Origin of the sequence: Azospirillum humicireducens, from assembly GCF_001639105.2 — a bacterium.
In the GTDB taxonomy this organism is placed as follows: domain Bacteria; phylum Pseudomonadota; class Alphaproteobacteria; order Azospirillales; family Azospirillaceae; genus Azospirillum; species Azospirillum humicireducens.
Window position 1 is genome coordinate 577,076 of the sequence record NZ_CP028907.1, and the last position, 22,946, is coordinate 600,021.

The 22,946-nt window shown below is 66.3% G+C and carries 22 protein-coding genes and 1 pseudogene; 12 read left to right on the forward strand and 11 right to left on the reverse strand.

Going from position 1 to position 22,946, the window contains the following annotated elements; genetic code table 11:
• Positions 1 to 6 precede the first annotated feature (6 nt).
• A complete protein-coding gene (locus A6A40_RS29695) occupies positions 7 to 1,242 on the reverse strand; it encodes an MFS transporter (RefSeq protein WP_108549397.1) in 1,236 nt (411 codons plus the stop codon).
• 12 nt (positions 1,243 to 1,254) lie between these two features.
• Positions 1,255 to 2,205: a SphA family protein gene (locus A6A40_RS29700; protein WP_108549398.1), complete on the reverse strand. Its 951-nt coding sequence runs from the start codon at positions 2,203 to 2,205 to the stop codon at positions 1,255 to 1,257.
• A 298-nt stretch (positions 2,206 to 2,503) separates the two neighbouring features.
• Here A6A40_RS29700 and qhpR point away from each other — a divergent pair, with 298 nt between their 5' ends.
• Positions 2,504 to 3,529, forward strand: coding sequence for an AraC-like transcriptional regulator QhpR (qhpR, locus tag A6A40_RS29705; RefSeq protein ID WP_108549399.1), 1,026 nt, complete (start codon positions 2,504 to 2,506; stop codon positions 3,527 to 3,529).
• 54 nt (positions 3,530 to 3,583) lie between these two features.
• On the opposite strand, the gene A6A40_RS29710 is transcribed toward qhpR, so the two are convergent.
• Positions 3,584 to 5,032 (reverse strand): APC family permease, encoded by a 1,449-nt coding sequence (locus tag A6A40_RS29710; RefSeq protein WP_108549400.1) that lies wholly within the window; start codon positions 5,030 to 5,032, stop codon positions 3,584 to 3,586.
• Between the two features lie 126 nt (positions 5,033 to 5,158).
• On the opposite strand from A6A40_RS29710, the gene A6A40_RS29715 reads away from it, so the two are divergent.
• A complete protein-coding gene (locus A6A40_RS29715; protein ID WP_236784149.1) occupies positions 5,159 to 6,235 on the forward strand; it encodes an AraC family transcriptional regulator in 1,077 nt (358 codons plus the stop codon).
• A 403-nt stretch (positions 6,236 to 6,638) separates the two neighbouring features.
• On the opposite strand, the pseudogene A6A40_RS32055 reads toward A6A40_RS29715, so the two are convergent.
• The 5 genes and pseudogenes from A6A40_RS32055 to A6A40_RS29740 form a co-directional block, all read right to left on the reverse strand.
• Positions 6,639 to 7,422: pseudogene (locus A6A40_RS32055) on the reverse strand (PAS domain-containing protein); the annotation flags it as partial.
• Positions 7,423 to 7,515: 93 nt separating this feature from the next.
• Complete coding sequence (locus A6A40_RS29725; RefSeq protein ID WP_108549403.1) at positions 7,516 to 9,024, reverse strand: aldehyde dehydrogenase family protein; 1,509 nt, start codon at positions 9,022 to 9,024, stop codon at positions 7,516 to 7,518.
• A gap of 34 nt (positions 9,025 to 9,058) precedes the next feature.
• Positions 9,059 to 9,904 carry an intradiol ring-cleavage dioxygenase gene (locus A6A40_RS29730; RefSeq protein ID WP_108549404.1) on the reverse strand — a complete coding sequence of 282 codons (846 nt, stop codon included), beginning with the start codon at positions 9,902 to 9,904 and terminating at the stop codon, positions 9,059 to 9,061.
• 9 nt (positions 9,905 to 9,913) lie between these two features.
• Positions 9,914 to 11,005 (reverse strand): maleylacetate reductase, encoded by a 1,092-nt coding sequence (locus A6A40_RS29735; RefSeq protein ID WP_108549405.1) that lies wholly within the window; start codon positions 11,003 to 11,005, stop codon positions 9,914 to 9,916.
• 1 nt (position 11,006) lies between these two features.
• On the reverse strand, positions 11,007 to 11,351 hold the full coding sequence (locus A6A40_RS29740; RefSeq protein WP_108549406.1) for a Dabb family protein: 345 nt from the start codon (positions 11,349 to 11,351) through the stop codon (positions 11,007 to 11,009).
• Positions 11,352 to 11,611: 260 nt separating this feature from the next.
• On the opposite strand from A6A40_RS29740, the gene A6A40_RS29745 reads away from it, so the two are divergent.
• Positions 11,612 to 12,535, forward strand: coding sequence for a LysR family transcriptional regulator (locus A6A40_RS29745; RefSeq protein ID WP_108549407.1), 924 nt, complete (start codon positions 11,612 to 11,614; stop codon positions 12,533 to 12,535).
• Positions 12,536 to 12,610: 75 nt separating this feature from the next.
• Here A6A40_RS29745 and A6A40_RS29750 read toward each other — a convergent pair whose 3' ends face one another.
• Positions 12,611 to 13,189 (reverse strand): nuclear transport factor 2 family protein, encoded by a 579-nt coding sequence (locus tag A6A40_RS29750; RefSeq protein WP_108549408.1) that lies wholly within the window; start codon positions 13,187 to 13,189, stop codon positions 12,611 to 12,613.
• Positions 13,190 to 13,328: 139 nt separating this feature from the next.
• The gene (locus A6A40_RS30620; RefSeq protein ID WP_211112051.1) at positions 13,329 to 13,667 is read right to left on the reverse strand and encodes a hypothetical protein; all 339 of its coding nucleotides are present in this window, start codon (positions 13,665 to 13,667) and stop codon (positions 13,329 to 13,331) included.
• A 38-nt stretch (positions 13,668 to 13,705) separates the two neighbouring features.
• Here A6A40_RS30620 and A6A40_RS29755 point away from each other — a divergent pair, with 38 nt between their 5' ends.
• The 8 genes from A6A40_RS29755 to A6A40_RS29790 are packed head-to-tail and all read left to right on the forward strand — an operon-like array spanning position 13,706 to position 20,505.
• On the forward strand, positions 13,706 to 14,920 hold the full coding sequence (locus tag A6A40_RS29755; RefSeq protein ID WP_108549409.1) for an amidase: 1,215 nt from the start codon (positions 13,706 to 13,708) through the stop codon (positions 14,918 to 14,920).
• Positions 14,883 to 16,019 (forward strand): acyl-CoA dehydrogenase family protein, encoded by a 1,137-nt coding sequence (locus tag A6A40_RS29760; protein ID WP_108549410.1) that lies wholly within the window; start codon positions 14,883 to 14,885, stop codon positions 16,017 to 16,019. The genes A6A40_RS29755 and A6A40_RS29760 overlap by 38 nt, the downstream gene beginning before the upstream one ends.
• Before the next feature lie 49 nt (positions 16,020 to 16,068).
• Entirely contained in the window at positions 16,069 to 16,434 is a 366-nt protein-coding gene (locus A6A40_RS29765) for a hypothetical protein (RefSeq protein ID WP_108549411.1), read from the forward strand.
• A gap of 27 nt (positions 16,435 to 16,461) precedes the next feature.
• Positions 16,462 to 17,754, forward strand: coding sequence for an aromatic ring-hydroxylating oxygenase subunit alpha (locus A6A40_RS29770; RefSeq protein ID WP_108549412.1), 1,293 nt, complete (start codon positions 16,462 to 16,464; stop codon positions 17,752 to 17,754).
• Positions 17,751 to 18,245: an aromatic-ring-hydroxylating dioxygenase subunit beta gene (locus A6A40_RS29775; RefSeq protein ID WP_108549413.1), complete on the forward strand. Its 495-nt coding sequence runs from the start codon at positions 17,751 to 17,753 to the stop codon at positions 18,243 to 18,245. Before A6A40_RS29770 ends, A6A40_RS29775 begins: the two co-directional genes overlap by 4 nt.
• Positions 18,245 to 19,006, forward strand: coding sequence for an SDR family NAD(P)-dependent oxidoreductase (locus A6A40_RS29780; protein WP_108549414.1), 762 nt, complete (start codon positions 18,245 to 18,247; stop codon positions 19,004 to 19,006). The genes A6A40_RS29775 and A6A40_RS29780 overlap by 1 nt, the downstream gene beginning before the upstream one ends.
• Entirely contained in the window at positions 19,003 to 19,983 is a 981-nt protein-coding gene (locus A6A40_RS29785; RefSeq protein WP_108549415.1) for a PDR/VanB family oxidoreductase, read from the forward strand. The genes A6A40_RS29780 and A6A40_RS29785 overlap by 4 nt, the downstream gene beginning before the upstream one ends.
• A gap of 12 nt (positions 19,984 to 19,995) precedes the next feature.
• The gene (locus tag A6A40_RS29790) at positions 19,996 to 20,505 is read left to right on the forward strand and encodes a flavin reductase (protein WP_108549416.1); all 510 of its coding nucleotides are present in this window, start codon (positions 19,996 to 19,998) and stop codon (positions 20,503 to 20,505) included.
• A gap of 28 nt (positions 20,506 to 20,533) precedes the next feature.
• On the opposite strand, the gene A6A40_RS29795 is transcribed toward A6A40_RS29790, so the two are convergent.
• Positions 20,534 to 21,094, reverse strand: coding sequence for a MarR family winged helix-turn-helix transcriptional regulator (locus A6A40_RS29795; protein ID WP_335645213.1), 561 nt, complete (start codon positions 21,092 to 21,094; stop codon positions 20,534 to 20,536).
• Positions 21,095 to 21,492: 398 nt separating this feature from the next.
• Between A6A40_RS29795 and A6A40_RS29800 the strand changes: the two genes are divergently transcribed.
• On the forward strand, positions 21,493 to 22,908 hold the full coding sequence (locus A6A40_RS29800) for an alginate export family protein (protein WP_108549417.1): 1,416 nt from the start codon (positions 21,493 to 21,495) through the stop codon (positions 22,906 to 22,908).
• Positions 22,909 to 22,946: the final 38 nt, after the last annotated feature.

The window sequence follows — 22,946 nt, forward strand, 5'->3', positions numbered from 1 at the left end:
CGGGACTCAGGCCGATCCGGCCTCGCTGGCAGGGACTTGGCGGCGAAGCCCGATGACCAGCCAGACGCCGGCCAGCGCCAGGAGGGCTAGGCTGAACACGCCGATCGCAGCCGGAACCCCCTGGGCATCGCCCTGCACAAGGGTGGCGATGGCCACAATCACGATCGGGCTGCCGAACTGGCCCAGATAGAGGCAGGAGGTGAAACCGCCGACGCCGCGGGCGCGGGCAGCCTCCGGCAGATGCTCCAGCAGCGGGGCCAGCGCATTGGGCACCAGCAGGCCGACGCCGGTCCCGCCGATGGCGACCGCCACCAGAGCCATCTCGTAAGTGCCGGCATGGACAAGCAGCCACAGCCCCACCGCCATCAGCGCCAGCAATAGCGCATTGACCATCCGGGTGCCGAGCAGACGGCGCAGGCCAGGCCAGATGACGGAACCGAACAGCGATGACAGCAGCCCCAGCCCGGCCGCCAGGCCGATCAGGGTGGAGGAGGTGACGCCCAGGGCGGCGATGATGCCGGGTGCCTGCACCGGCACGATGTTGGCGCCGAGCATGCCGGCGAACACCAGCAGGCAGGCCACGGCCATCCGGCGCCGGTTGTCCCGGTCGAAGGCCGCCCTGGGCCGTTCGGACCGCGGGGTGCGGACCGGTTCCCACAGCACCATGGCCATGGCCGGCAGCAGCAGCAGCGGCAGCAGATAGAGCAGGAAGGGCGTGCGCCACGAGCTCTCGCCGGCGGCCCCGCCGATCACGAAGAACAGCGACCCGACCACGCCGATCGTCACCACCTGCCGGCCGATGTAGCGCGAGCGTTCGGCGCCGCTCCAGTAATCGCCGACCAGGATGGTGCAGCAGGTCATCACCATCGCTTCGGCACAGCCGAACAACAGGCGGGAAAGCAGGATGAGCGAAAGGTCGTTCAACTGGCTGGGGGCGGCACCCAGCAGGGCGTAGAGCAGCGTCCCCAGGATCAGCATCGGCTTTCGCCCGAAGCGGTCGGCCAACCAGCCGGCGACCGGTGCGAACAGCGCGATGGCGAGCGCCGGCCCGGCGACCACCAGCGGGATCAGGGCATCGGCATGCGGGGCGCTCGGGCCGAATTCGGCGGCGAGCTTGGGCAGCACCGGCGCCACCATCACCGCGCCGACGATGGTCAGGCTGCTGCCCAGCAGAATCACCGCGCCCTGGCGCGCCGTGGCAAGGCGTGGCGGTGCCGATGGAAGGAATGAGGGTTCGGTCATCGTTCCGCCCCCTCAGAAGGAATAGGCGACGCGCAGCGCCGTCGCATAGCCCTGGGCCCGATTCCGCGCCCCGAACTCCTTGTAGGCATGGAAGGCGACGAGCGGCATGCCGGGTTCGAAGTAACTGACCGCCGGACCCAGCGCGAACACGCGCGCCCGGTTGCCGTCGCCCGATCCCGGTCCGCTATCGTCGGTGATCTGCTGATACCAATAGCCGCCGAGACCGGCCACGACCGGCCCGAAATGCTGGCCGACGGCGAACTCGTGCTTGAATTCCATGCCGCTGCGGTAGTCGGTCTTATGGTTTACCGTGTTGATGTCGAGTTCGAAATTCGACGACAGCTCGAATCCGCCTTCGGTGATGTAGGTCACGCCGACCACCGGGGCGAAGGACCAATGGTTGGATCCCGGATTGAACAGGCGGTTCGCGTCATAGGATCCGGTCGGCGCCTGGATTTGGGCGACCGCATTGACGAACAGCGACTTCGACCTCCATTGCAGCATGAGCGGATACAGCTGGATGTCGCCCAGCTTGAAGGTCTGGCTTTCGAGGGTCAGCGGCCCGCCCGGCGTCGGCACCGTCAGATGCCCGCCCATATCGAGAAAGGGGACGACGCCGCCGAAGCCGACATTGGCGCCGAGGAACTGCGTCTCGGTCATCTTGATATAGGCGGCGGCAAGCGACAGCACATGCATGTTGAAATCCGACAGCCGCGTGTTGCCGGCACCGTCCTTGACCGAACTGGCCGAATAGTAATTGGTGCGCAGGCCGAGTGTGCCGTAGGGCGTCGGCGGCGGCAGGATGCCGGCGCCGAATTCGAACACACCGAAAGGCGTGGTCGGGGCTCCATTTTCGGTTGCAAGCGCGGGCGATGCGGTCAGGCCCGCCCAGACGGCGATGGAGACGGCGATGGCAAGCGCGACCGGACTCCAGAAGCGGCGCATCGATTTTAGATTGCTCATGTTGCTCCCTGCTCTTTTTAAAAATTGCTTTGCGCAGAAAGCTTAGGCAGCCAACATTTGCCCCGGTTATCCGGATTCGGCACAAATTCGGCAGGCCCGGACGGATGACCGGAATCAGGTCCCCGCTCCGGCGCCGCATCCAGCCTCCTACCCCTTTCTGTCCTTCGACAGGGAGCCGGCACCCGATTCCGCTTGCCAACGGCGGGTAGGAATTTGATATTTGAGGTCATAATCCCGCAGCTGGATCCGAATCATGCCGAAGAAGACGTCTTCCGGCGATGAGCCCAAAATTTGGGCGATGGTCACGCAGAGCCTGATCGACGCGCTGAAAGGCCGGGGCTACGCGCCCGACACCTTGCTCGGCCGCTTCGGATTGTCGGAAGCGACACCGCGCGACCCTTACCGCGACATTCCCCTGCGCAACTATGTGGCCGCGTTCGAAGCGGCGGCCGCCTATGTCCAGGACGGCAATTTCGGGTTGTCCGTCGCCCGCAACCTCTCACCCCTCACCCTCGGGCCGGTCGGGCTGCTGTTCACCACCGCCCCCACCCTTGGGTCGGCGCTCAACGGCTTCATCGAATACAACTGGCTGGTCCAGCAGGGCACGACCTGCAGCATGACGCGGGACGGGGACAGCTGCATTTTCCGCTATCGCATCGAGGACAAGCGGATTTTTCCCCGCCGGCATGACGCGGAGTTTTCGCTGGCCATCGTGGTCGAGATGATGCGGTCGCTGGCCGGCCCGGCCTGGCGTCCGCTGGAGGTGCATTTCGAGCATGCGGCTCCGGCCAGCCTCAGAACCCACGATGCGGTTTTCAAAGCGCCGCTCTATTTCAACCAGCCCGCCAACGAGCTGATCTTCCCCGCCCGCGATCTCGCGATTTCCCGCAGCGGCGTCGACCAGCGGGTCAGCGGTTTCGTCGAGCATTATCTGGGCATGCTGCGCGAGCGCGCGGCGCCCACCCAGTCGCTGGAGGACAAAGTCCGCCGCATGGCCTCCGATCATTTCCCCGGCGACGGCTGCTTCGGCATGGAATCGACGGCCCATGCCCTCGGCCTGTCGCCCAGCACCTTGCAGCGGTCGCTGCGCCGGGCTGGGGAGAGCTTCTCGTCCATCAAGCAGGACAAGCGGCGGGCGCTGACGGCGAATTACCTGACCGGATCGGACCTGTCGATCACGGAAATCGCCCATGTCCTGGGCTATGCCGACGGTGCCTGCTTCACCCGCGCCTGCCGCCGCTGGTTCGGCATGACTCCCTCGATGTACCGGAAGCGGCACGGAACACGGGAGCCGGTCGCCGATACAGCCGTGAATACGGAATGACGGCGGGCCGGACGTCTCTCCCGACGTCCGGCCCGGCACCGCCATTGCCCAGCTTCAGTCGAAGACGCGGCCGAGATTCTCGTAGAGATCGGGCTTGCACAGCCGGATCACCCTGGCCAGCAGCAGCCCGCCCAGCCCGAAGGCCAGCACCACCACCGGGAAGGCCTGGACGATGTGGCTGTCGCTGCCGGTCAGCAACTCCAGATTATCCGTGACCAGGAAGAAGGCGCCGATCAGGCCGATTGTGGCGAGGACCGGCATGACCAGGGTGGAGAGCAGGCCATGCTCGCCACGGTGATTGCGCTGGAAATACATAATGATCGCCAGGGAAACCATGATCTGCACGGCCAGGATGCCGAGAACGGCCAGCGCCGACATCCAGGAGAAGACCACCGCGAACCCGTCGGCACCGCCCAGCACGAAGGCCAGCAGGATGGCCCCCGCAGAGAGGGTCTGCACCGTCCCGGCGACATGGGGGGAATTGTGGACCGGGTGAACCGCCGCCAGCTTGTGCCAGGCAACGCCCTCGCGGCCCAGCGCGAAGAAATAGCGGTTCAGCGTGTTGTGGAAGGACAGGACGCAAGCGAAGAAGGACAGCACCAGCAACCCGTTCATCAGCGCGACCGACCAGCCGCCCAGCACCTTCTCGGCCGCGACGAAATAGAGGGCCTCCTTGTTGTTCATGGCCTCCTGCTGGATTTGCGCGGAGCCGTAATACTGGGCGATGGCCCAGGTCGAGAAGGCATAGAACAAGGTGATGAGCAGGACGGCGACATAGGTCGCCCGCGGAATGGTCACCGCCGGATCGCGGGCTTCCTCGCCGAAGATCGCCGTCGATTCAAAGCCGATGAAGGACCCGACGACGAAGACCAGGGCGATGCCAAGCCCCGGACCGAACACGACCGAGGGCGAGAAATTGTCCAGGCTCAGTCCCTGGGGTCCGCCGCCCTGGAACAGGATCCCGACATCCAGCAGCAGCAGCACGACGAATTCGAGGATCATCGCGACGCCGAGGATCTTGCCCGAGAAGGAGATGTTGCGCTGGCCGCACAGATGCACCAGCAGGAGCATCGCGAACGACCAGCCGTACCAGGGCACCGCAACGCCGTGGCCCTCCAGCATTCCCGACAGGAAAACGCCGGCCAGCGCATACACCGCGATCTGCACCGAACTGTAGGTCAGAAGCGAGATCAGCGCGCCGCCGACCGCCAGATGCCGGCCGAGGCCCTGGGCGATATAGACATAGAAGGCCCCGGTGCCGCCGACATGATGGCTCATGGCGGTGAAGCCGACGGAGAAGATGATGTAGAGAAGCCCGGCCAGCACGAAGGCGCCGGGGACTCCCGCGCCGTTGCCGAAGGCGAAGGCCGCGGGCGATGCCCCCACCACCGCGGTCAGCGGAGCGGCGGCGGCGACGACGAAGAAAACGATATGGGCAAGTCCGATTGAATTCCGCGACAGGCGCTCTCCATTGGGCGCATGGGCGGTTGCGTCGAGGGACATGAGATTGACTCCCTGCGTAGGTTTTTATTGTGTCTGGACTATGAACGTATTTTCCGCTGGCCCCATTGTATTCCGCGCCATTTTTCCGATAGAGTGCGCCAACCCCCCGCCAGCGGACCGTTCTCCATGCCTCCTCCCAATACTCTATCCACAAGCCAGAGATCGGCATTGATCCGGGCGTCTGCTCTTGCCCCGCTCTTCACTCATCTGTCCCAATACAAGATGGATATTGCTGAGTTTTTAGGCAGGCATGGCTTGATTCAGGGCATGATGACCGATCCCTATTCAAGGCTCCCTCTGGCGCAATATGTCAGGTTGTTCGAAAGCGCGGCAAATGACCTGACGGAGCCGAATCTGGGGATCAAGCTGGGTTTGAAGATCCGGCCGGCCGACATCGGACCGATGGGGGTTCTGTTCTCGCTGTCTCCCACGGTCAGAGTAGGATTTGAACGGCTCTCCAGCTATGTGAAGGCGCTGCAGGGCGGCACCCAATCGACCCTGTTCGAAGTGGGCGAGGATCTGGTCTGGAGCTACCGGATCGCCGACGCCACACTCTGGCCGCGCCGGCAGGATGCCGAATACACCCTCGTCGCCAACTGCCAGCTGGTCAGGTCCTGTTTCGCGCAGGACTGGCGGCCGGTCGAGGTGCATTTCGAGCATGCCGAGGAGGGCGACACCGCCATTCTCCAGCGCGTCTTCCGGGCCCCCATCCTGTTCCGGCAATCGGGAAACCGCTTCGTCATGCGCCGCGACGACGCTTCGCGCATCTATCGAACGGAGGACCGTGGCCTGACCACCATCCTCGAACATCACATCGCCGATCTGATCGGGCAGGAGTATGCCGAGGAAACCATCGCCGAACAGGTGCGCGCGCTGATCGGCCTCTATCTCGGACAGAAGCCGATCACGGTCGAAACGCTCGCCAGCGATCTGCGGATGTCATCCCGCAACCTCCAGCGCCGGCTGGCCGAGGAAAACACCAGCCTGCGCGACCTGCTGACCCAGCACCGGCAGCAGATGGCGCAGGTCTACCTGTCCCAGAAGGGGGCGCGGATCTCAGAAGTCGCCAGCGCGCTCGGCTATTCGGACGAGACGGCGTTCTGGCGCGCCTTCAGGAGATGGACCGGAGTGGAGCCGAGCGCCTTCCGCCGTGACGCCCAGCGGGACGGTGGTGGGGCGGCCGGCGAAGCCGATCCCGATTGACCTTTTCAGCCGGAGGATTGCCGGCGACCGAGGGACCGCATGAACTCGTCGGTATGGCCGCCGAGCGCATCGGCCAGCCCCTTCACGTCGCCGACGCCGCGCGCCAGCCCGCCGGCCGCGTCGCGGGTGTCGCCCGTCAACGCCTCGCAGGCGCCGATACGGTCGGCGGCACTCGCCGTCTGGCCGGCGACATGCTGGATTCCGCGTGAAATCTCCTCCGTCGCCGCACGCTGCTGCTCGACGGAAGCGGAGATGCCGGCCATCACCTGACCCAGCGTGCCGATGGCGCCGGCCAGGGCGCCGGTCGACTCCGCCGCTTCCCGCGCGACCGCCTGGATGCGCGCGACCTCGGCGCCGATCTCCTCGGTGGCGCGGGCGGTCTGCCCGGCGAGCGCCTTGACCNTCCGCCGGGCTGCGGCATCGAGACGCCCGACGATCTGGCGGGCCTGATCGGCCTGCCCGTCGGACCGCTCCGTCACGCCGAGACCCGACAGGAGCTGGCGGCCTATCTCCGAGATCGAGGCTGAAAGCTCGACCGCCGCGGCAGCGACCCCGTCGGCCGCACCGTTGGCCGACGACACCGCATCGGCGCCGACCTTCGCCAACCGGCTGGCATCGACGGCCAGTTCGGACAGCCTCGCGGCCTCCCGCACCGCTCCTTCGACCTTCCGCGACAGATCCGCCTCGACGGTGCGAACGGTGGCGCTGAAGGCGCCCGACAGGTCGCGCAGGAAATCGCCCAGTTCCCGCTGGCTGCGCTGTTCCGCCTGCCGCGCCGCGACCAGCGCATCGATGTTCTGCCAGAAGCTGAGCATCACCGGGTGGCCGGCGATCCTGCAGGTCATCAGGGTGATGATGACATGGAAAAGCGTGCCGTCCTTGCGGACATGCTGCCATTCGAAACGATGGTGGCCGTTGCGCTGGGCCAGCTCGACGATCTCCAGGCTGGCGTCGGCCGACCGCCTGCCGTCCGGCTGGTATTCCGGATCGAAATCGTCCGGCGACACGCCGAGAATGGCCTCGCGGCTGTCATAGCCCAGCATGCGCAACGCCGCATCGTTGCAGTCGACGACGACGTCCCGATACACCAGCATGAAGGCATCGGGCGACGCTTCGAAGATATGGCGGAACAGATGCCGCCGGAACCGCCGGCCGCCCGGCCGGCCTGCAAGGATCGCATCCAGCATGTCTTGAACTTCCCACACTGCGACGGCGCCGATGGCCGAAGCCGGATACCGTGAAGACGGGGCAGGCCTTCCCGGCCCGCCCCTTGTCCGAACTCAGCGGTAGGCGACGCAGACCGACTTGGTCTCCAGGTAATTGTCGAGCGCGCCGCGCCCGTGTTCCCGGCCGATCCCCGACTGCTTGAAGCCGCCGAAGGGCATGTTCTGGTCGGGCAGATTGTGGCTGTTCACCCAGACCGTCCCGGCCTGAATCCTGGGGACATAGCGCATCATCTTGTTGAGGTCGGTCGTCCAGATCGACGCCCCCAGTCCGAAGCGGGTGTCGTTGGCCAGCCGGATCGCCTCGTCGGCATCGTCGAAGGGGGTGACGGTGACGACCGGGCCGAACACCTCCTCCTGCATCAGCGCCATGTCCTGGCGCACGTCGACGAACAGTTCCGGCGCGACATAGAAGCCGTCGGCGGGAGCACCGCCCCTGATGACGGGCTTGGCGCCCTGTTCGATGCCGCGGGCGATGCAGGCCTGGACATGGGCCTTGTGGCGAGCCGAGACCAGCGGGTTGATCTGGTGGCGCGGGTCGAGGCCGGAGCCGATCGACAGGCTGCGTGTCACGGCGGAGATGGTGTCCAGCACGCGGTCGTAGACGCCCTTCTGCGCATAGATGCGCACGCCCGCGCAACAGGTCTGCCCGGTGTTGAAGAAGCTGCCGATGCCGGTGGCGACTCCCAGCAGATCCAGATCCATGTCGTCGAACATGATCATCGGCGCCTTGCCGCCGAGTTCCAGCGTCACCCGCTTCATGTCGCGCACCGCCTGGACGCCGATCAGCTTGCCGGTCTCGGTGGAGCCGGTGAAGCTGATCTTCGCGATGCCGGGATGGGCGACCAGCGGCGCGCCCGCCGCCTCGCCCATGCCGGTGACGACATTGACCACGCCTTCGGGAATGCCGGCCTCCAGGCAGAGCTGCGCCAGCCGGATCGAGGTGAGCGGCGTCTCCTCCGCCGGCTTCAGCACGACGGTGCAGCCGGCGGCCAGCGCGGGCGCCACCTTCCAGGCCGCCATCGTCAGCGGGAAGTTCCACGGTGTGATCGCCGCGACGACGCCGACCGGCTCCTTCCGCGTGAAGGCCTGATAGCGCATCCCCGGCGGGATCGGGATCGACACGTCGAGGGTGGATCCCTCGATCTTGGTCGCCCAGCCGGCCATATAGCGGAAATACTCGGCCGTTCCCTGAACCTCCAGCAAGCGCGACATCATGATCGACTTGCCGTTGTTCAGCGTCTCCAGCTGGGCCAGCTCCTCGCCGTTCGCCTCGATCAGGTCGGCAAGCCGCAGCATGGCCGCCTGGCGCTGTGTCGGCGGCAGGCGCGACCACGGCCCCTCGAAGGCCGCCTGCGCCGCCTTGACGGCGGCATCGACATCCTCCGCGCCGCCGGCCGGAACCTGCGCCAGAACCTCTCCCGTCGCCGGGTTGTGGACCGGATAGGTGCGGCCGCTGAGCGCCGGAACCGACCCGGCGCCGATCACCATCGCCGGCGCCTTGAGAAAGTCGACGACTGCTGGGGAAAGCTGCTCCACGGCGCTGTCGGGCTGTGCGATTTTCATGATGTCTCCCTGTTCATTGTCGGCGGTGCCGCGGTCATTGCGTCCGGCGAACCAGGACGAAGTCGTATTCGGCCAGCCACCCTTCCGTCGGGTTATCGGCGGGCTTGAAATCGACGACCAGCCGGTCCTTGACCCCGAACACCGCGTCGGAGTCCAGATAGCTGTCGCCGGCAACGAAGATGTGCGTGATCAGGCGCTCGAACCCCGGAGCGCCGATCAGGAAATGCATATGCGCCGGCCGCCAGGGATGGCGCCCCAGCGCGGCCAGCATCCGCCCCACCGGTCCGTCCGATGGAATGGGATAGGACACCGGCTTGACGCCGCGGAAGGCGTATCGCCCGTCCTCCCCGGTCACGAAGACGCCGCGGTTGTTGAAGGGCGGCTGGATGTCCGGCTGCTGGACGTCGTAGAAGCCGTCCGCATTGTCGGACCAGACATCGACCGAGGCGCCGGCGACCGGATTCCCGTCAATGTCGAGAACACGCCCGCGGAACAGGCAAGGCTCGCCCTTGCCGTCGAGGCTGATCGACTCCCCCATCTGCCGGACCGGCGCGCCGTCGACATGGAACGGTCCGAAGACCGTGCTCTCGGTCGCCGGGACCGGCGTCCGGTGATTGATGGCATCGACCAGCATCGACGCTCCCAGGACATCCGACAGCAGGATGAACTCCTGCCGGGTTCCGCTGCACATCCGCCCCGTTTCGGTCAGGAAGCCGATGGCCTGCTCCCATTCCTCCTCGGTCAGCGCGACGTCCTTGATGAAACCGTGCAGATGGGTGATCAGCGACGTCATGATGCGCCGCAGACGGGGATCAGCCCCGGCGCCGATGCGGTCGATCACCGTCTCGGCGGAACGGGCTTCGCTGAAGTAACCGGACATCGTCCCTCCTCACGAGGACAGCGGTTCCGCCCCGTCCCAGGCGCGCGCGATCAGGTCGCGCAGGGCCGGACGTTCGAGGGGGCGGGGATTCCAATAGGGGTTGGACAGGGCCAGATCGGCGGCACGGTCGATCCCGCCCTCCGGCATTCCGAGATCCTTCAGCCCGGCGGGCGCGCCGACGGCCCGGCCGATGCGGAACAGCGCCGTCGCCGGATCGGGGCCGAGAACGCGGGCCAACTTCTCCATCGCGCCGGGGATCGCCGGCGCGTTGTAGGCCAGCGCATGGGGCAGAACGATGGTGTGCGTCTCCGAATGGGGAAGATCGAAGCTGCCGCCCAGCGTGTGGCAGAGCTTGTGATGCAGCGCCATGCCGACCGATCCCAGGCAGACGCCGCACAGCCACGCGCCATACAGCGCCTTGCTGCGGGCCGCCAGACTTTGGGGGTCGGCGGCAATCGCCGGAAGCGCTCCGGCCAGCGCGCCGATGGCTTCGACCGCGAGCGCGTCGATGACCGGATTGCTGTCGCGGGCGTAGAGCGCCTCGACGGCATGGGCGATGGCATTGAGGCCGCTGGTGCCGGACAGGCCGGCCGGCAGGCCGAGCGTCAGTTCGACGTCGTAGATCACCACCTCCGGCAGAATGCGGGGCGACGATTGGGTCCGCTTCTGACCGTTGCTGGTCTCGCCCAGGATCGGCGTCATCTCCGACCCGGCATAGGTGGTCGGCAGCACGATCTGCGGCAGGTCGGTGCGCAGCGCGATGGCCTTGCCGAGACCTGTGGTCGATCCGCCGCCGATGGCGATGACGACATCGGCCTTGAGGCTGCGCGCCCGGTCGGTCGCGTAGTCGCTGATGTCGACCGGCGTGTGCATCGCCGCTCCGGGAAAGATCCCGACTGCACGCGGGCCCAGCAGGGCGGCCAGCCTCTCGGCCTCGTCCTGCTGTGCCGGTGTGGAGAGGATCATCGCCCGCTTCGCCTCCAACCGGTCGACCTCGTCCGGCAGACGGGCGATGGTTCCGGGACCGAAGATCACGCGGGCGGGATTGCCGACATAGGTGAAGCTGCGCGGTTCCGATGTGAAATCCTTGAGCGGATCCATGTCAGACTCCCCCGCCATGCGAGATCGGGTAATCCACCTGGTGGCGTTCGATGCGAAGGCCTTCGAGCGCGTCGCGCACGCTGCGGTGGGCCGGATGGTCGGCATAGGTCCGCAACGCGTCGGCGCTCTCGAAGTCCGTGACCAGAACCATGTCGCAGGCATAGGAAATGCGGCTTTCATCGATGCCGATCTCCAGATGGGTCATTCCGGGAATGATGCCGCGCAAGGATTCGAACCCGCGTTTCACCGTCTCCACATTGATCCGCTTCTCTTCGACCGTCGTGCCGGCGACCCGCCACATGACGATGTGGCGTATGGGGCAGCGGACGATTGCAGGATCGCTCATCAAAAGCTCCTTGGGATTTACCGGGAAAGCCCTGGGCGCCGAAACAGCGGGAGACAGGGATTGATGCCCACGCGGATCATCAGAGGCTGACACCGGACGATTACGGGATAAATCACGTATTTTGAGAAAGAGCGTTGCAGGCTCCGCAAAAATGAATCGCCTCAACCCTCGTCTGGAACCTCCAACTTCGCCGATTCAGCCCCTTGCCAAAACCGTTGGATATGTGAACATTACCGCAAATCATCCCGGACAGCGCAACAATGGACAGACTCACCGAACTCGAGGTGTTCACCAAGATCGCCGAGGAGAGCAATCTCAGCCGGGCGGCCGATGCGTTGGGCATCTCGGTCTCCGGAGTCAGCCGGCATCTGGCCAGCCTGGAAAACCGGCTCGGCGTCCGTCTCGTCCAGCGAACCACCCGCCAGCTGTTCCTGACCCCCGAGGGCGAGAGCTTCTCCGCAAACGCGCGGGAAATCCTGGCGACACTGCGCGAGGCGGAGGCCAGCGTCAGCATGGTCGTCGCACAGCCGCGCGGGACATTGCGCGTCGGCGCGTCGCTGTCCTTCGCGCTGCTGCATCTGATGCCGGTCATCCGCGAGTTCCGCGCCCGTCATCCGCTGGTCCAGATCGACCTCAAGATTTCGAACCGCTATCAGGATCTGGTGGAGAGCGGCCTGGATCTCGCGATCCGCACCCGCCGGGTCGAGATGGACAGCAGCGTGACGATCCGCAAGCTGGCCGAAACCAGGCGACTGATCGCCGCCGCTCCCGCCTATCTGCGCGACCGCGGCACGCCGGCCGAACCGAGGGATCTGCTCAAGCACGACATGCTGCTCTACAGCCTCTCCGACGACCCTGAGCATTTGAACCTTGCCCGCAACGGGGAACTGGTGCGAATCCCGCTCGTCGGACAGATGATCTGCAACGACGGTCAGGTCCTTCGTCAGGCCGCGCTCGACGGGCTGGGCATCATCGTGCAGCCCGCCTACATCATTCATGCCGACATCAAGGCCGGACGGCTTGTCCGCATCCTCGCGGATTGGGAACTGCCGCGCCTGACGATGAATCTGGCCTTCCCGTCGCGAAGCCATCTTCCGGCCCGCACCCGGCTGTTCATCAACGCCCTGGTCGAGTATTTCTCGCGGAACGATTTCGAGGCGGAGTGGGACGCCGGCCCGGAATGAGCGGCCCGGAATGAGCCGCCTGGGGTTGGCGCCGCCGCGGCGGCGCTCCCGCCCAGTGACGCCCACCCGCCCTTCTTACGGCTGCATCAGCACCGACTTGCTCGGGTAGTCGGACGCCCAGGTCGCCGGCAGCGGGGCGACGAACACATTCTCGGTCCGGGTCCGGGTGATCTTCCAGGTCCCGTCCGTCTCCTTGCGGAAACCGTTGTTCAGGCGCGAGGAACGCAGCAGCGCCTTGCCGTCGGAGAACAGCCAGGGCTGCATATGGACCCATTGCCCATCCGCCGTGCGCCCATCCTCGTGAACATGGATCTGTTCCGAGGTGAGATAATGGCAGTTGAGGATCAGCGCCGGATCCTGCCGGCTGCCCCAGAAATTCCGGAAATGCCCGCGCAGCGCCTCCTTGCCTTCGAGGCGGCCGAACTGGTTGGAGTAATATTCCCCCACCCCCTCCCAGACCGCATCCTCGCTGTAGAGCTGGAGGATCAGCTCGATGCGGGCCAGATCGTCGGCGACGCCGAATTCGGGATTGGGCGTATCGCAGAGGAACATGTAGCGCGCCTGCAACCGGCGGATATCGGCTTCAGCCTCCAGAACCTCGATCCGCCGGACGAGGGCCGCAACATCGCCGGCACCATCTGTTGAATTCGTCATCGCTCTGGTCTCGCTTGATTGTCGGGAGGGGAATGGTTCGCGGCGGGTGGCCAAATGCGACACACGCCCCACCGCGTCCCGCAAAGCGGGATTCACAGGACACGGTAGCGGCCCCCCCACCACCGTCAAGCGGTAATATTCACGTAATTTTATTTCTATTTTCAGCCATCAAGGGGGAAATCCCTGCACTTCCACGGCTTTCCGCCGCAGCAGGCCGGTTCCCGGTGCATGCAAAGTACTTTTGCAGAAAATGGGAGAATTTTGCGTCATCAATCATGTTACCGTGATGTTCATCTTCAAGACAGTCCGCAAGCTGGACGATCTTTAAAACCGTCACGCCCGCCTCGGCAGGGATGGCGGCGCTTTGTCGTGGAGATCTATTAATCAATTGGAATAAAACGATATTTTTCCATGTCACTTCAAAATTGCCATTGACCGCAAGCCGACTTACGGTAATTTTCACGTAACAGCCGGCCACGGAAGCCGAAGCCCCCTCCCATTCATCCGGACGACACCATGGCAACGCCACGCAACAATCATGGGGCGATTTTCACGGATCTGCTGGAGCTTGGCGCTCCCGACGGCCTGACGGTCGCGGTGAAGGACTGCCTGGACATCGCCGGCTTCCCGACCCGCTGCGGATCGGCGGCGTTCGACCATGCTCCGGCGGCGTCCAGCCATGCCGCAGTGGTGAAGGCGTTGCTGGCGTCTGGCTGCCGGATCGTCAGCAAGACGACCATGCACGAGCTGGCCTATGGCATGACCGGCATCAACGCCCGCTTCGGCACCCCGGTCAATCCTGGTTGGCCCGACCTGATCCCGGGTGGCTCCTCCTCGGGATCGGCGGTGGCGGTGGCTGCCGGTCTCGTGGATTTCGCGGTCGGCACCGACACCGGCGGTTCCGTCCGCCAGCCGGCCGCCTGCTGCGGAGTGTTCGGCATGAAGCCAACCTTCGGCCGCATCGACCGCCGCGGTGCCAGCCCCGCAGACAGCTCGCTCGACTGCATCGGCCCGCTGGCGCGCAGCATCGGCATGCTGGAGCGCGCGATGGCCGCGATGGATCCGAGCTTTGCACCGGCACAGAGCCTCGACCGCCCTCCCCGCCTTGCCCTGCTCCGCCATCCCGATGGCGCCGAAGCGGATCGCGGCTGGAGCGCTCTGCTGCCCGCCGCCGCTGCCGCTATGCCGTGGGTGGAGCTGCCGCTGCTCGACGACGCCTTCAAGGCCGGGATGACCGTCATCGCCCGCGAGACCCACCGGGCATTCGGCCATCTGCTGTCGAACCCGGCGGCGCTGGGCGACGATGTCCGCGCCCGGCTGGGCGCCGCCGGAGCGGTCACGGACGAGGATCTGGCCTGGGCCGAAGATGTCAGGACGCGCTTCACCGCCGAGGTGGACGCGCTGCTGGCAGACTGCGACGCCCTGGTCACCCCGGCCCTGCCGGTGCCGCCGCCCAGTCTCGACGCGGCGCGGGATCCGAAGGCCGTCCTGCCGCTGACCCGTTTCCTGCGTCCCTTCAATCTCTCCGGACATCCGGCGATCGTCCTGCCGGCCATGGACACCCGCGTCGATGGGCCAGTCCTGCCGCGCGGCATCCAGATCGTCGGGCGCAAATTCGAAGACCCCCAGCTCTGCGCCATTGCGGCCTGGCTCTGCATGGCCGAACCGAACTTCCAGGCGAAGGACCATTCCCATGACTCCACGCAACGCGTCGGCCGCCACGGCGCTTGAAGCCCTCAAATCGGAAATCCGCGCCCGGCGCGACGAGTTCCACAAGCTCCGCCACATTCCCGTCGACATCGTCCGCAAGTTCCAGGAGGCCGGAGTCTACCGCGCCTTCGTTCCGACCCGCTTCGGCGGCGACGGCTGCTCCCCGGCGGAGTTCTGCCGGCTGGTCGAGGAGATCTCGACCGCCGACGCCTCGGCCGGCTGGGTCGCCAGCTTCGGCGTCTCCGCCACCTACCTGGCGGCGCTGCCGACCGAAACCTACGCCAGCATCTACGGCGCCGATCCCGACACCGTCTTCGCCGGCGGCATGTACCCGCCCCAGCCGACGCGCAAGGTCGCGGGCGGGCTGGAGTTCTCCGGGCGCTGGCCCTGGTGCTCGGGCGTGATGGGCGCGTCGATCGTCGGCGGCGGGATCAAGGTGGAGGGGGAGTCCAACGCACTCCTGCGCACCGCCGTCATGCCGCGCGCCAAGGTCACGGTGCATGAGACCTGGGACACCATCGGCCTGCGCGCCACCGGCAGCCACGAGGTGTCGGTCGAGAACATCGTGGTGCCGGAGGAATGGACCTTCATCCGCGGCGGCAAGCCGTCGATGGACGACGCGATCTTCCGCTATCCCGCCATGGCGCTCGCCTCCCAGGTGCTGGCCGTGGTGGCGCTGGGCACGGCGCGGGCGGCCATCGACTGGGTGCGCCAGGATGCGATCCGCCGCAACTCGATCACCGGCGCGCCCAGCCCGGCGGCGCGCGGCTATGTCCAGATGGGCGTCGCCCAGGCCGAAGGGCTGCTTCTCGGCGCGCGGGCGGCCTTCTACGACACCATCGAACAGGCCTGGGACCAGATGCGGACGAAGGGCGAGGTCGACCGGCCGATGCAGATCCGTCTGCGGCAGGTCGCTTCCAAGGCGGCGCAGGACGGAGCCGAGGCCGCGCGCATCGCCTTCGTGCTGGGCGGGTCGGATTCGATGAACAGCGGCCATCCGCTGGGGCGCTGCATGATCGACGCCGCCTGCGTGGCTCAGCACGCCTTCATCGGCGCCGGAAGCTGGCAGATGGCCGGCGCCGCACTGCTCGACCAGCCGGCGGCCCCCGGCTTTCCGTGATCCGGCACCCCCGGCCCTCAATCAGAATTCAGAACAGGGAACCGACGCGATGACCGAGAAAAAACCGATCCGCACCCTGCTGTGCATCGCCGTGCTGCAGAATTTCTTCGACCTTCCCTTCGATCAGACCGGTCCGGTGTGGACGGCGACGAAGCAGTTCCTGGCCGCGGTCCACAAGATGCCGGGCGTCACCGTGCTGGGCACCATCGACGACGACGAGACGATGGTCGGCACCTCGCCCACCGGGTTCCCCTGGACCTGCTACCTGCTGGGCGATTTCCCCGACCGCGAGTCGGTGGTGGCCGCCTGCAACCTGTTCCGCACCATCGAGGTCGGCGACCAGGGACACCGGCTGTGGCGCTACATGCGCATCGAGGCGCGCATGGGCCGGCCGCTGCCGACGCCCGAACTCTGATCCCCCGGCAAGCCAAGAGGAGAAGCCATGTCTCTCGACCATAGCCCGGTCCACCCTGGCCCGGCCCACCACACTCCGGCTCGCCCGGAAGACCTCGTCGAGCATGACCGGGTCCAGACGCCGCTTTACGAGGATGCCGCCCTCTTCGAACAGGAGATGGAGAAGATCTTCGCCCACACCTGGGTGTTCGTCGCCCATGGTTCGGAAGTGCCCGAGAAGGGATCCTTCGTCCTGTCCTGGGTCGGCCAGCAGCCGGTCATCGTGGTGCGCGACCGCAAGGGCGACATCAACGTCCTGGTGAACCGCTGCCGCCACCGCGCCGCCACGGTGTGCGAGGTGAAGAAGGGCAAGACCTCGTCCTTCCAGTGTCCCTACCATGGCTGGGGCTACGGCCTCGACGGCTCGCTGCGCGGCGTCCCCTACCCCGAGCAGTATGGCAAGGACTTCGACAAATCGACGCTGGGGATGAAGGCGCTGCGCGTCGACTCCTACCAGAACATGATCTTCGCCACGCTCGACGACGGCATCGAGCCGCTGGCCGAATTCCTCGGCCCGGCGAAGAAGTGGATCGACCTGTTCATGAAGCAGGGCGGCGGCTATCCGGTCAAGGTGCTGGGCGAACATCAGTTCACCGTGCCGATGAACTGGAAGATCCAGCTGGAGAACACCACCGACGCCTACCATTTCCCGGTCGTCCACAAGTCCTTCATCCAGAGCCTGGACAAGGAGGCCGAGGCCACCTTCAACTTCTTCGACAAGGCGGGCTTCGTCGAGGATCTCGGCAACGGCCATTCGGTCGCGGTCATGATCCCCGAACTGGTCGATCTCGACGAGAATCTCGACGACCCGATCCCGGAGCGGTTCGAGGAGCTGGCCCAGGCCTTGCGCGACGAGGGCTTCGACGAGCCGCGCGTGCGCAAGATCGTCCGCGCCACCGGCGGCGCCGGCTTCAACCTGAACCTGTTCCCGAACGTCTCGCTGTCGCTGGCCTTCTTCCGCGTCCTGCGCCCGGTCGGCGTCAAGGAGACCGCCATCCGCCATGTCTGCCTTGGCATGGATGGCGGACCGGCCGCCGCCAACCGGATGCGCATCCGGCTGCAGGAACATTTCCAGGGTCCGATGGGCTTCGGCACCCCCGACGACGCCGAGGTGTGGGAGCGCGTCCAGCGCGGCACGCTGGGCGGCAAGGAACTGCCGATCCTGGTGAACCGCGGCCTCGTCGACGAGGTTCCGGGCGTCGACGGCCCGCGCGGCCATCTCAGCGCCGAAACCGGCATGCGCGCCTCCTATCAGATGTGGAAAAGGATGATGGCCCAATGAGCGGGATCACGACCGTGGACAAGGATATCGACCTGCAGGAGCTGGCCGCCTTCGTCTGGCGGGAAGCCGATATTCTCGACCGCTGCGATTACGACGCCTGGCTGGCGCTGTGGACCGAGGACGGCCATTACATCGTCCCGATCGGCAAGGGCGAGAATTACGAGGATCAGGTCAACGTCTGCTATGACGACGCCAAGATGCGCCGAATGCGCGTCGAGCGGTTCCAGCAGGGCTTCTCGATCTCGTCGGCGCCGCCGGCCGACACGGTGCGCACCGTCTCCCGCTTCGTGCTTCAGGGCGCGACGGGCGACGAGATCGTCCTCGGCTGCGCCGAGCATGTGGTGGAGAACAAGTTCGGCCGCCAGCGGATCTATGCGGCGAACCTGACCTACACGCTGGTGCGCACCGACGACGGCCTGCGGATCCGCAACAAGGTGGCGCGGCTGCTGAATTCGGACGGGGAGCTGACGGCGTTCAGCTATCTGTTCTGATGGCGGCCCCGTCTCCCGGCACTCTCCAGACCGCCGTCGTCACCGGCGGCGCCAGCGGCCTGGGCGCGCTCACCGCCCGCGCCCTGCATCGGGCCGGCTTCCGCGTCGTCGTCACCGACCTCGCCGCCGATGCGGCCGAGACGCTGGCCCGCGACCTCGACCTTGCGGGCGAGACCGCAGCCTCCGGCACGCTCGACGTGTCGAAGCCCGAGGATTTCCAGCGCATCCTCGACCGCTGCGTCGAGCGCTGGGGCTCGGTCGAGGTGCTCGTCAACAACGCCGCCCGCACCGAGGTCAAGCCGGTGCTGGAGATCGGCGTCGACGAGTTCAACGCGGTGATGGCGACCAATGCCGGCGGAACCTTCGCCGGCTGCCAGATCTTCGGCCGCCATTTCAAGCAGCGCGGCTACGGCCGCATCGTCAACATGGCGTCGCTGGCCGGCCAGAATGGCGGGACCGCCACGGGAGCGCATTACGCCGCCTCCAAGGGGGCGATCCTGACGCTGACCAAGATCTTCGCCCGCGATCTGGCTCCCTTCGGCGTCACCTGCAACGCCATCGCTCCGGGTCCGATGGACACGCCGATGGTGCGCTCGGTGCTGACGCCGGAACGGCTCCCGGCAGCGCTGGCGGCAATCCCGGTCGGCCAGCTCGGCGACCCCGACTTCGTCGCCGACCTCGTCACCCTGCTGGCCAGGCCGGAGTCCGGCTTCGTAACCGGGGCCTGCTGGGACGTCAACGGAGGGATCTACATGCGATGAGCGACGACACCGACAGCAAGACCCGCATCCTGACCGTCATCGAACGGATCGAGGAGCCGGGCGACATCCTGCGGGTCAAGCTGGCGGCGCCCGACGGCGCCGCCCTGCCGGCCTTCACCGCGGGGGCACACCTCGACATCCGCCTGAGTGCCGGCGACACCGATCTGTGGCGGCAGTATTCGCTCTGCTCGGACCCGGCCCAGATAGGTCATTACGAGATCGGCGTCCTGCGCGACCCCAACAGCCGCGGCGGTTCCGTCGCCTTCCACCGCCTTGCGGCCCTGGGCGGCGGCTTCACCATCGAAGGGCCGCGCAACCATTTCGAACTGGCGGAGGATGCCCGCCGCACCGTGCTGTTCGGCGGCGGCATCGGCATCACGCCGATGCTGGCGATGGCCTGGCGGCTGCACGCCCTGAACCGGGACTTCACGCTGCATTACTGCACCCGGTCGGAGCGGGCCACCGCCTTCCGCGACACCATCGCCACGGCCCCCTGGGGGCATCGCGTGGTGTTCCATCACGACGATCTGCCGCAAGCACAGCGTCTCGACCCTGCCCGCGACCTGCCGGCGCCGGAGGCCGGGACCCATCTCTATGTCTGCGGCCCCCAAGGCTTCATGGATTGGGTGATCGATGCGGCGAAGAGCGCCGGGCATGCCCCGGCCAACATCCACCGGGAGTATTTCTCGGCCCAGGTCGACATCACCGGCGAGGGCTTCGAGGTGACGGCGAGCCGGTCCGGCGTGACCGTGAGCGTCGGCCCGGAGGACACCATCGCCAAGGCGCTCGCCCGTGCCGGCATCTCCATCCCGGTGAAGTGCGAGGAGGGCGTCTGCGGCACCTGCGTGACCGACGTGCTCGACGGCACCCCCGATCACCGCGACCAGTTCCTCACCGACGAGGAGCGCGCCGAGGGCAGCATGATCTGCGTCTGCTGTTCGCGCGCCCGGTCGAAATCCCTCGTTCTCGATATCTGAGAGGAAGCGATCATGTCCGCAACCGCCGCCCCGCTGCCGCCCGAAACACAGGCCTTCCGCGACGGCATGAGCCGCCTGGGTGCCGCCGTCAATCTGGTGACCACCGACGGCCCTGCCGGCCGCCACGGCCTGACCGTCTCCGCCGTCTGCTCGGTGACCGATACGCCGCCGACGCTGCTCGTCTGCATCAACGCCAACGCCTTCGCCCATGACGCCTTCCTGAAGAATGGCGTTCTGTGCGTCAACGTGCTGAACGCCGATCACCAGGAGCTGTCGCGCTCCTTCGCCAAATGGACCGGCGAGGACCGCTTCGCCGGCGGCGCCTGGACACAGGATGGAACCGGCGCCCCGGTGCTGTCCGGCGCCTCGGCCTCCTTCGATTGTCGGATCGTCGACCACCAGCGCAAGGGCACCCACACCGTGCTGTTCTGCGAGGTTCAGGCGACGACGCTCTGCGACGGCCCCGGTGGCGGGCTGATCTGGTTCAACCGGGGCTTCCACACGCTCGGGACCTCAGCCTGATAAGCGGCTTGCCAGGCGGCCTTGCCGGTCAGACGTCGCCCAGCCGGTCGAAGACCTTTTCCAGCAGCCCGTTGAGCGCCGCCATCTCCTCGCTGGAAATGTTGACGAAGGATGCCGCCAGGATGCCGTCGGCCTCGGCCATGGCGAGCTGGCGCATCCGGTCGCCGTAAGGCGTCAGGCCGACATCGGTCGCACGTCCGTCGGTGGGCCGCACCCGTGTCGTCACCAGCCCGTCGGCGACCATCCTCTGCACGATCTTGGTCGCAGTGTTCAGTTTCAGGACGCTGGCTTCCGCGATTTCTGAAATGCTCTGATGCTCGTCCTCATACAGGCACATCAGCACGCGCCAGCGCGGCATGTCGAGATTCAACGGCTTCAGCCGCTTTTCCAGCACCTGCACATAGCGGCCGTTCACCCGCGAGATCCAGTAGAAGGGCCAGTCGCGGCGCATGCGCTTCTTGGAGAAGGCCTGGTCCCCCGCCTGCATCGGGAGTTGGGGAGAACTGCTGCCGCTCATGATGCGCCCTTCATCCGGCTGCGGCGGGGCGAACAGGCTGCCAGCCGGTCCGGCCACGCTCGACACAACCATGTGGAGATGCCGGGTGAATAGCGGAAAATCCGCCGCATCACAAGACGGTTGGAAGCCGGACACCTTGCCGCACACAAATCCGCTGGCGAACAACCGGGCTCCTTATAAACATTCATAATCAATTCAATCGAAAATCTCCTGATCCTGCAAAACAATTTTGCAGTTTCCGATAATATTATTCAATAAATACAGCGGATATTATTTGATTGTATGTATATAATCCGTACCGCCATCAATCGATGGCATGCCTGACCTTGCAAGCTCTACGTCCGATGCGAGTCCTGCTCTCGGCTCCGACACGGCTTCACGGGTCGTGGGCATGCATGGCGCACGCAAGGCGGCCAGCCTTGGCCCCGCCCTTGCCCAAACAAGAAAATCACCTGAACGGAGACAGCTTCATGGTCACCGCCCTGTCCTTCACCGGGACATGCATCCCCCGGCCGAACGACGCCACCCGCCCCCCTCGACCGCTCCGGCACGCAATGCTGGCCGGGACGGCCCTGCTCGCGGTGCCCCTGCTCGCGATGTCCACCACCGCCCACGCGGACGTCACGCTCCATGAGCAGAACGGCGTCACCCTGGAAGGCGGCTTTACCGCCGGCATCGGTGCGGTCGCGGTGACCAACGCCAATCTCGGTGCCGGTGTGGTCACACCGGACGGCAAGGTCCAGAAGGACCGCAATTGGGCCGAAGGCTACATCGCTCCCAGCTTGAAGCTGACCTATGCCACCGAAAGCGCCGGTACCCTCTACGGCGGTGTGCGTGCGGTGTCGGGCGGAACGGTCGGGGACGGCGATGCCGGCGGCTTCACGCAAGGCCGCCAGGGCCGCACCGACCTCGACACCCTCTATGTCGGCTGGAAGAGCGGCGACCTGCTGTCCAGCCTGGGCAAGGATGCCGTCGACCTCAGCTATGGCCGGCAGAACTTCGTGATCGGCGACGGCTTCATCATCGGCGACGGCACGCTGGATTCGCGGCGGCAGGGAACTTACTGGCTGGGGCCGCGCCGCGGCTGGAACACCGGCACCGCCGTCGCCAAATTCGACATCGCGCCGGTCCATGCCGACCTGTTCCGCCTGAAGAGCGACAAGAACAGCAACACCGACGTCATCTATGGCGGCAATCTGGAATGGCGCTTCGGGGCGGAGGGCAAGAGCTCGGTCGGCGCCTCCTACATGCGCATCGACGAGTCGAAGCTGGCGACCCGCAAGGGCATGGACATCTACAACCTGCGCGCCCTCGGCATCACCATCCCGTCGGTCCCCGGCCTGACCCTGTCGGCGGAATATGTGAAGCAGCACAACAGCCGCGCCGGTGCTGCGCTGGACGCCTCGGCCTGGTACGGCGAGGCCGGCTACAGCTTCGCCGACGTCGCCTGGACGCCGCGCGCCAGCTACCGCTACAGCCAGTTCAGCGGCGACAATCCGGGAACGGTCAAGAGCGAGGCGTTCGACCCGCTCCACATGGGCTTCCCGCGCTGGGGCAGCTGGTTGCAGGGCGAGATCAACGGCCAGTATTTCCCGACCTCCAACAGCAATGTGAAGGTCCACAATGTCCAGTTCGCCGTCCAGCCGGCCGAGACGGTGACGCTGAGCGCCCTGCTGTACGACTTCCGCTTCGACCGCAAGCCGGCCGGCGTCACCAGCGGCCATGTCGGCAATGAGATCAACCTCGTGGTCGATTGGGCGGCGACGCCAAACCTGCTGGTCAGCGGCGTGGCCGGGCGCTTCTTCGCCGGTGACGGCGGCAAGCAGTTCCTCGGCGGCAACAAGGACAGCACGGTCTTCGCGGCTATGGCGACCCTGACCTACTGACTGCCGGTTGCGGACGGGTGGAGGCACCCGTCCGCACT

What these genes read in the sequence shown, in the direction of transcription:
- A6A40_RS29695 (WP_108549397.1), bottom strand. Translation starts at nt 1,242, where the DNA reads ATGACCGAACCCTCATTCCTTCCATCGGCACCGCCACGCCTTGCCACG.
- A6A40_RS29700 (WP_108549398.1), bottom strand. Translation starts at nt 2,205, where the DNA reads ATGAGCAATCTAAAATCGATGCGCCGCTTCTGGAGTCCGGTCGCGCTT.
- qhpR (WP_108549399.1), top strand. Translation starts at nt 2,504, where the DNA reads ATGGTCACGCAGAGCCTGATCGACGCGCTGAAAGGCCGGGGCTACGCG.
- A6A40_RS29710 (WP_108549400.1), bottom strand. Translation starts at nt 5,032, where the DNA reads ATGTCCCTCGACGCAACCGCCCATGCGCCCAATGGAGAGCGCCTGTCG.
- A6A40_RS29715 (WP_236784149.1), top strand. Translation starts at nt 5,159, where the DNA reads ATGCCTCCTCCCAATACTCTATCCACAAGCCAGAGATCGGCATTGATC.
- A6A40_RS29725 (WP_108549403.1), bottom strand. Translation starts at nt 9,024, where the DNA reads ATGAAAATCGCACAGCCCGACAGCGCCGTGGAGCAGCTTTCCCCAGCA.
- A6A40_RS29730 (WP_108549404.1), bottom strand. Translation starts at nt 9,904, where the DNA reads ATGTCCGGTTACTTCAGCGAAGCCCGTTCCGCCGAGACGGTGATCGAC.
- A6A40_RS29735 (WP_108549405.1), bottom strand. Translation starts at nt 11,005, where the DNA reads ATGGATCCGCTCAAGGATTTCACATCGGAACCGCGCAGCTTCACCTAT.
- A6A40_RS29740 (WP_108549406.1), bottom strand. Translation starts at nt 11,351, where the DNA reads ATGAGCGATCCTGCAATCGTCCGCTGCCCCATACGCCACATCGTCATG.
- A6A40_RS29745 (WP_108549407.1), top strand. Translation starts at nt 11,612, where the DNA reads ATGGACAGACTCACCGAACTCGAGGTGTTCACCAAGATCGCCGAGGAG.
- A6A40_RS29750 (WP_108549408.1), bottom strand. Translation starts at nt 13,189, where the DNA reads ATGACGAATTCAACAGATGGTGCCGGCGATGTTGCGGCCCTCGTCCGG.
- A6A40_RS29755 (WP_108549409.1), top strand. Translation starts at nt 13,706, where the DNA reads ATGGCAACGCCACGCAACAATCATGGGGCGATTTTCACGGATCTGCTG.
- A6A40_RS29760 (WP_108549410.1), top strand. Translation starts at nt 14,883, where the DNA reads ATGACTCCACGCAACGCGTCGGCCGCCACGGCGCTTGAAGCCCTCAAA.
- A6A40_RS29765 (WP_108549411.1), top strand. Translation starts at nt 16,069, where the DNA reads ATGACCGAGAAAAAACCGATCCGCACCCTGCTGTGCATCGCCGTGCTG.
- A6A40_RS29770 (WP_108549412.1), top strand. Translation starts at nt 16,462, where the DNA reads ATGTCTCTCGACCATAGCCCGGTCCACCCTGGCCCGGCCCACCACACT.
- A6A40_RS29775 (WP_108549413.1), top strand. Translation starts at nt 17,751, where the DNA reads ATGAGCGGGATCACGACCGTGGACAAGGATATCGACCTGCAGGAGCTG.
- A6A40_RS29780 (WP_108549414.1), top strand. Translation starts at nt 18,245, where the DNA reads ATGGCGGCCCCGTCTCCCGGCACTCTCCAGACCGCCGTCGTCACCGGC.
- A6A40_RS29785 (WP_108549415.1), top strand. Translation starts at nt 19,003, where the DNA reads ATGAGCGACGACACCGACAGCAAGACCCGCATCCTGACCGTCATCGAA.
- A6A40_RS29790 (WP_108549416.1), top strand. Translation starts at nt 19,996, where the DNA reads ATGTCCGCAACCGCCGCCCCGCTGCCGCCCGAAACACAGGCCTTCCGC.
- A6A40_RS29795 (WP_335645213.1), bottom strand. Translation starts at nt 21,094, where the DNA reads ATGGTTGTGTCGAGCGTGGCCGGACCGGCTGGCAGCCTGTTCGCCCCG.
- A6A40_RS29800 (WP_108549417.1), top strand. Translation starts at nt 21,493, where the DNA reads ATGGTCACCGCCCTGTCCTTCACCGGGACATGCATCCCCCGGCCGAAC.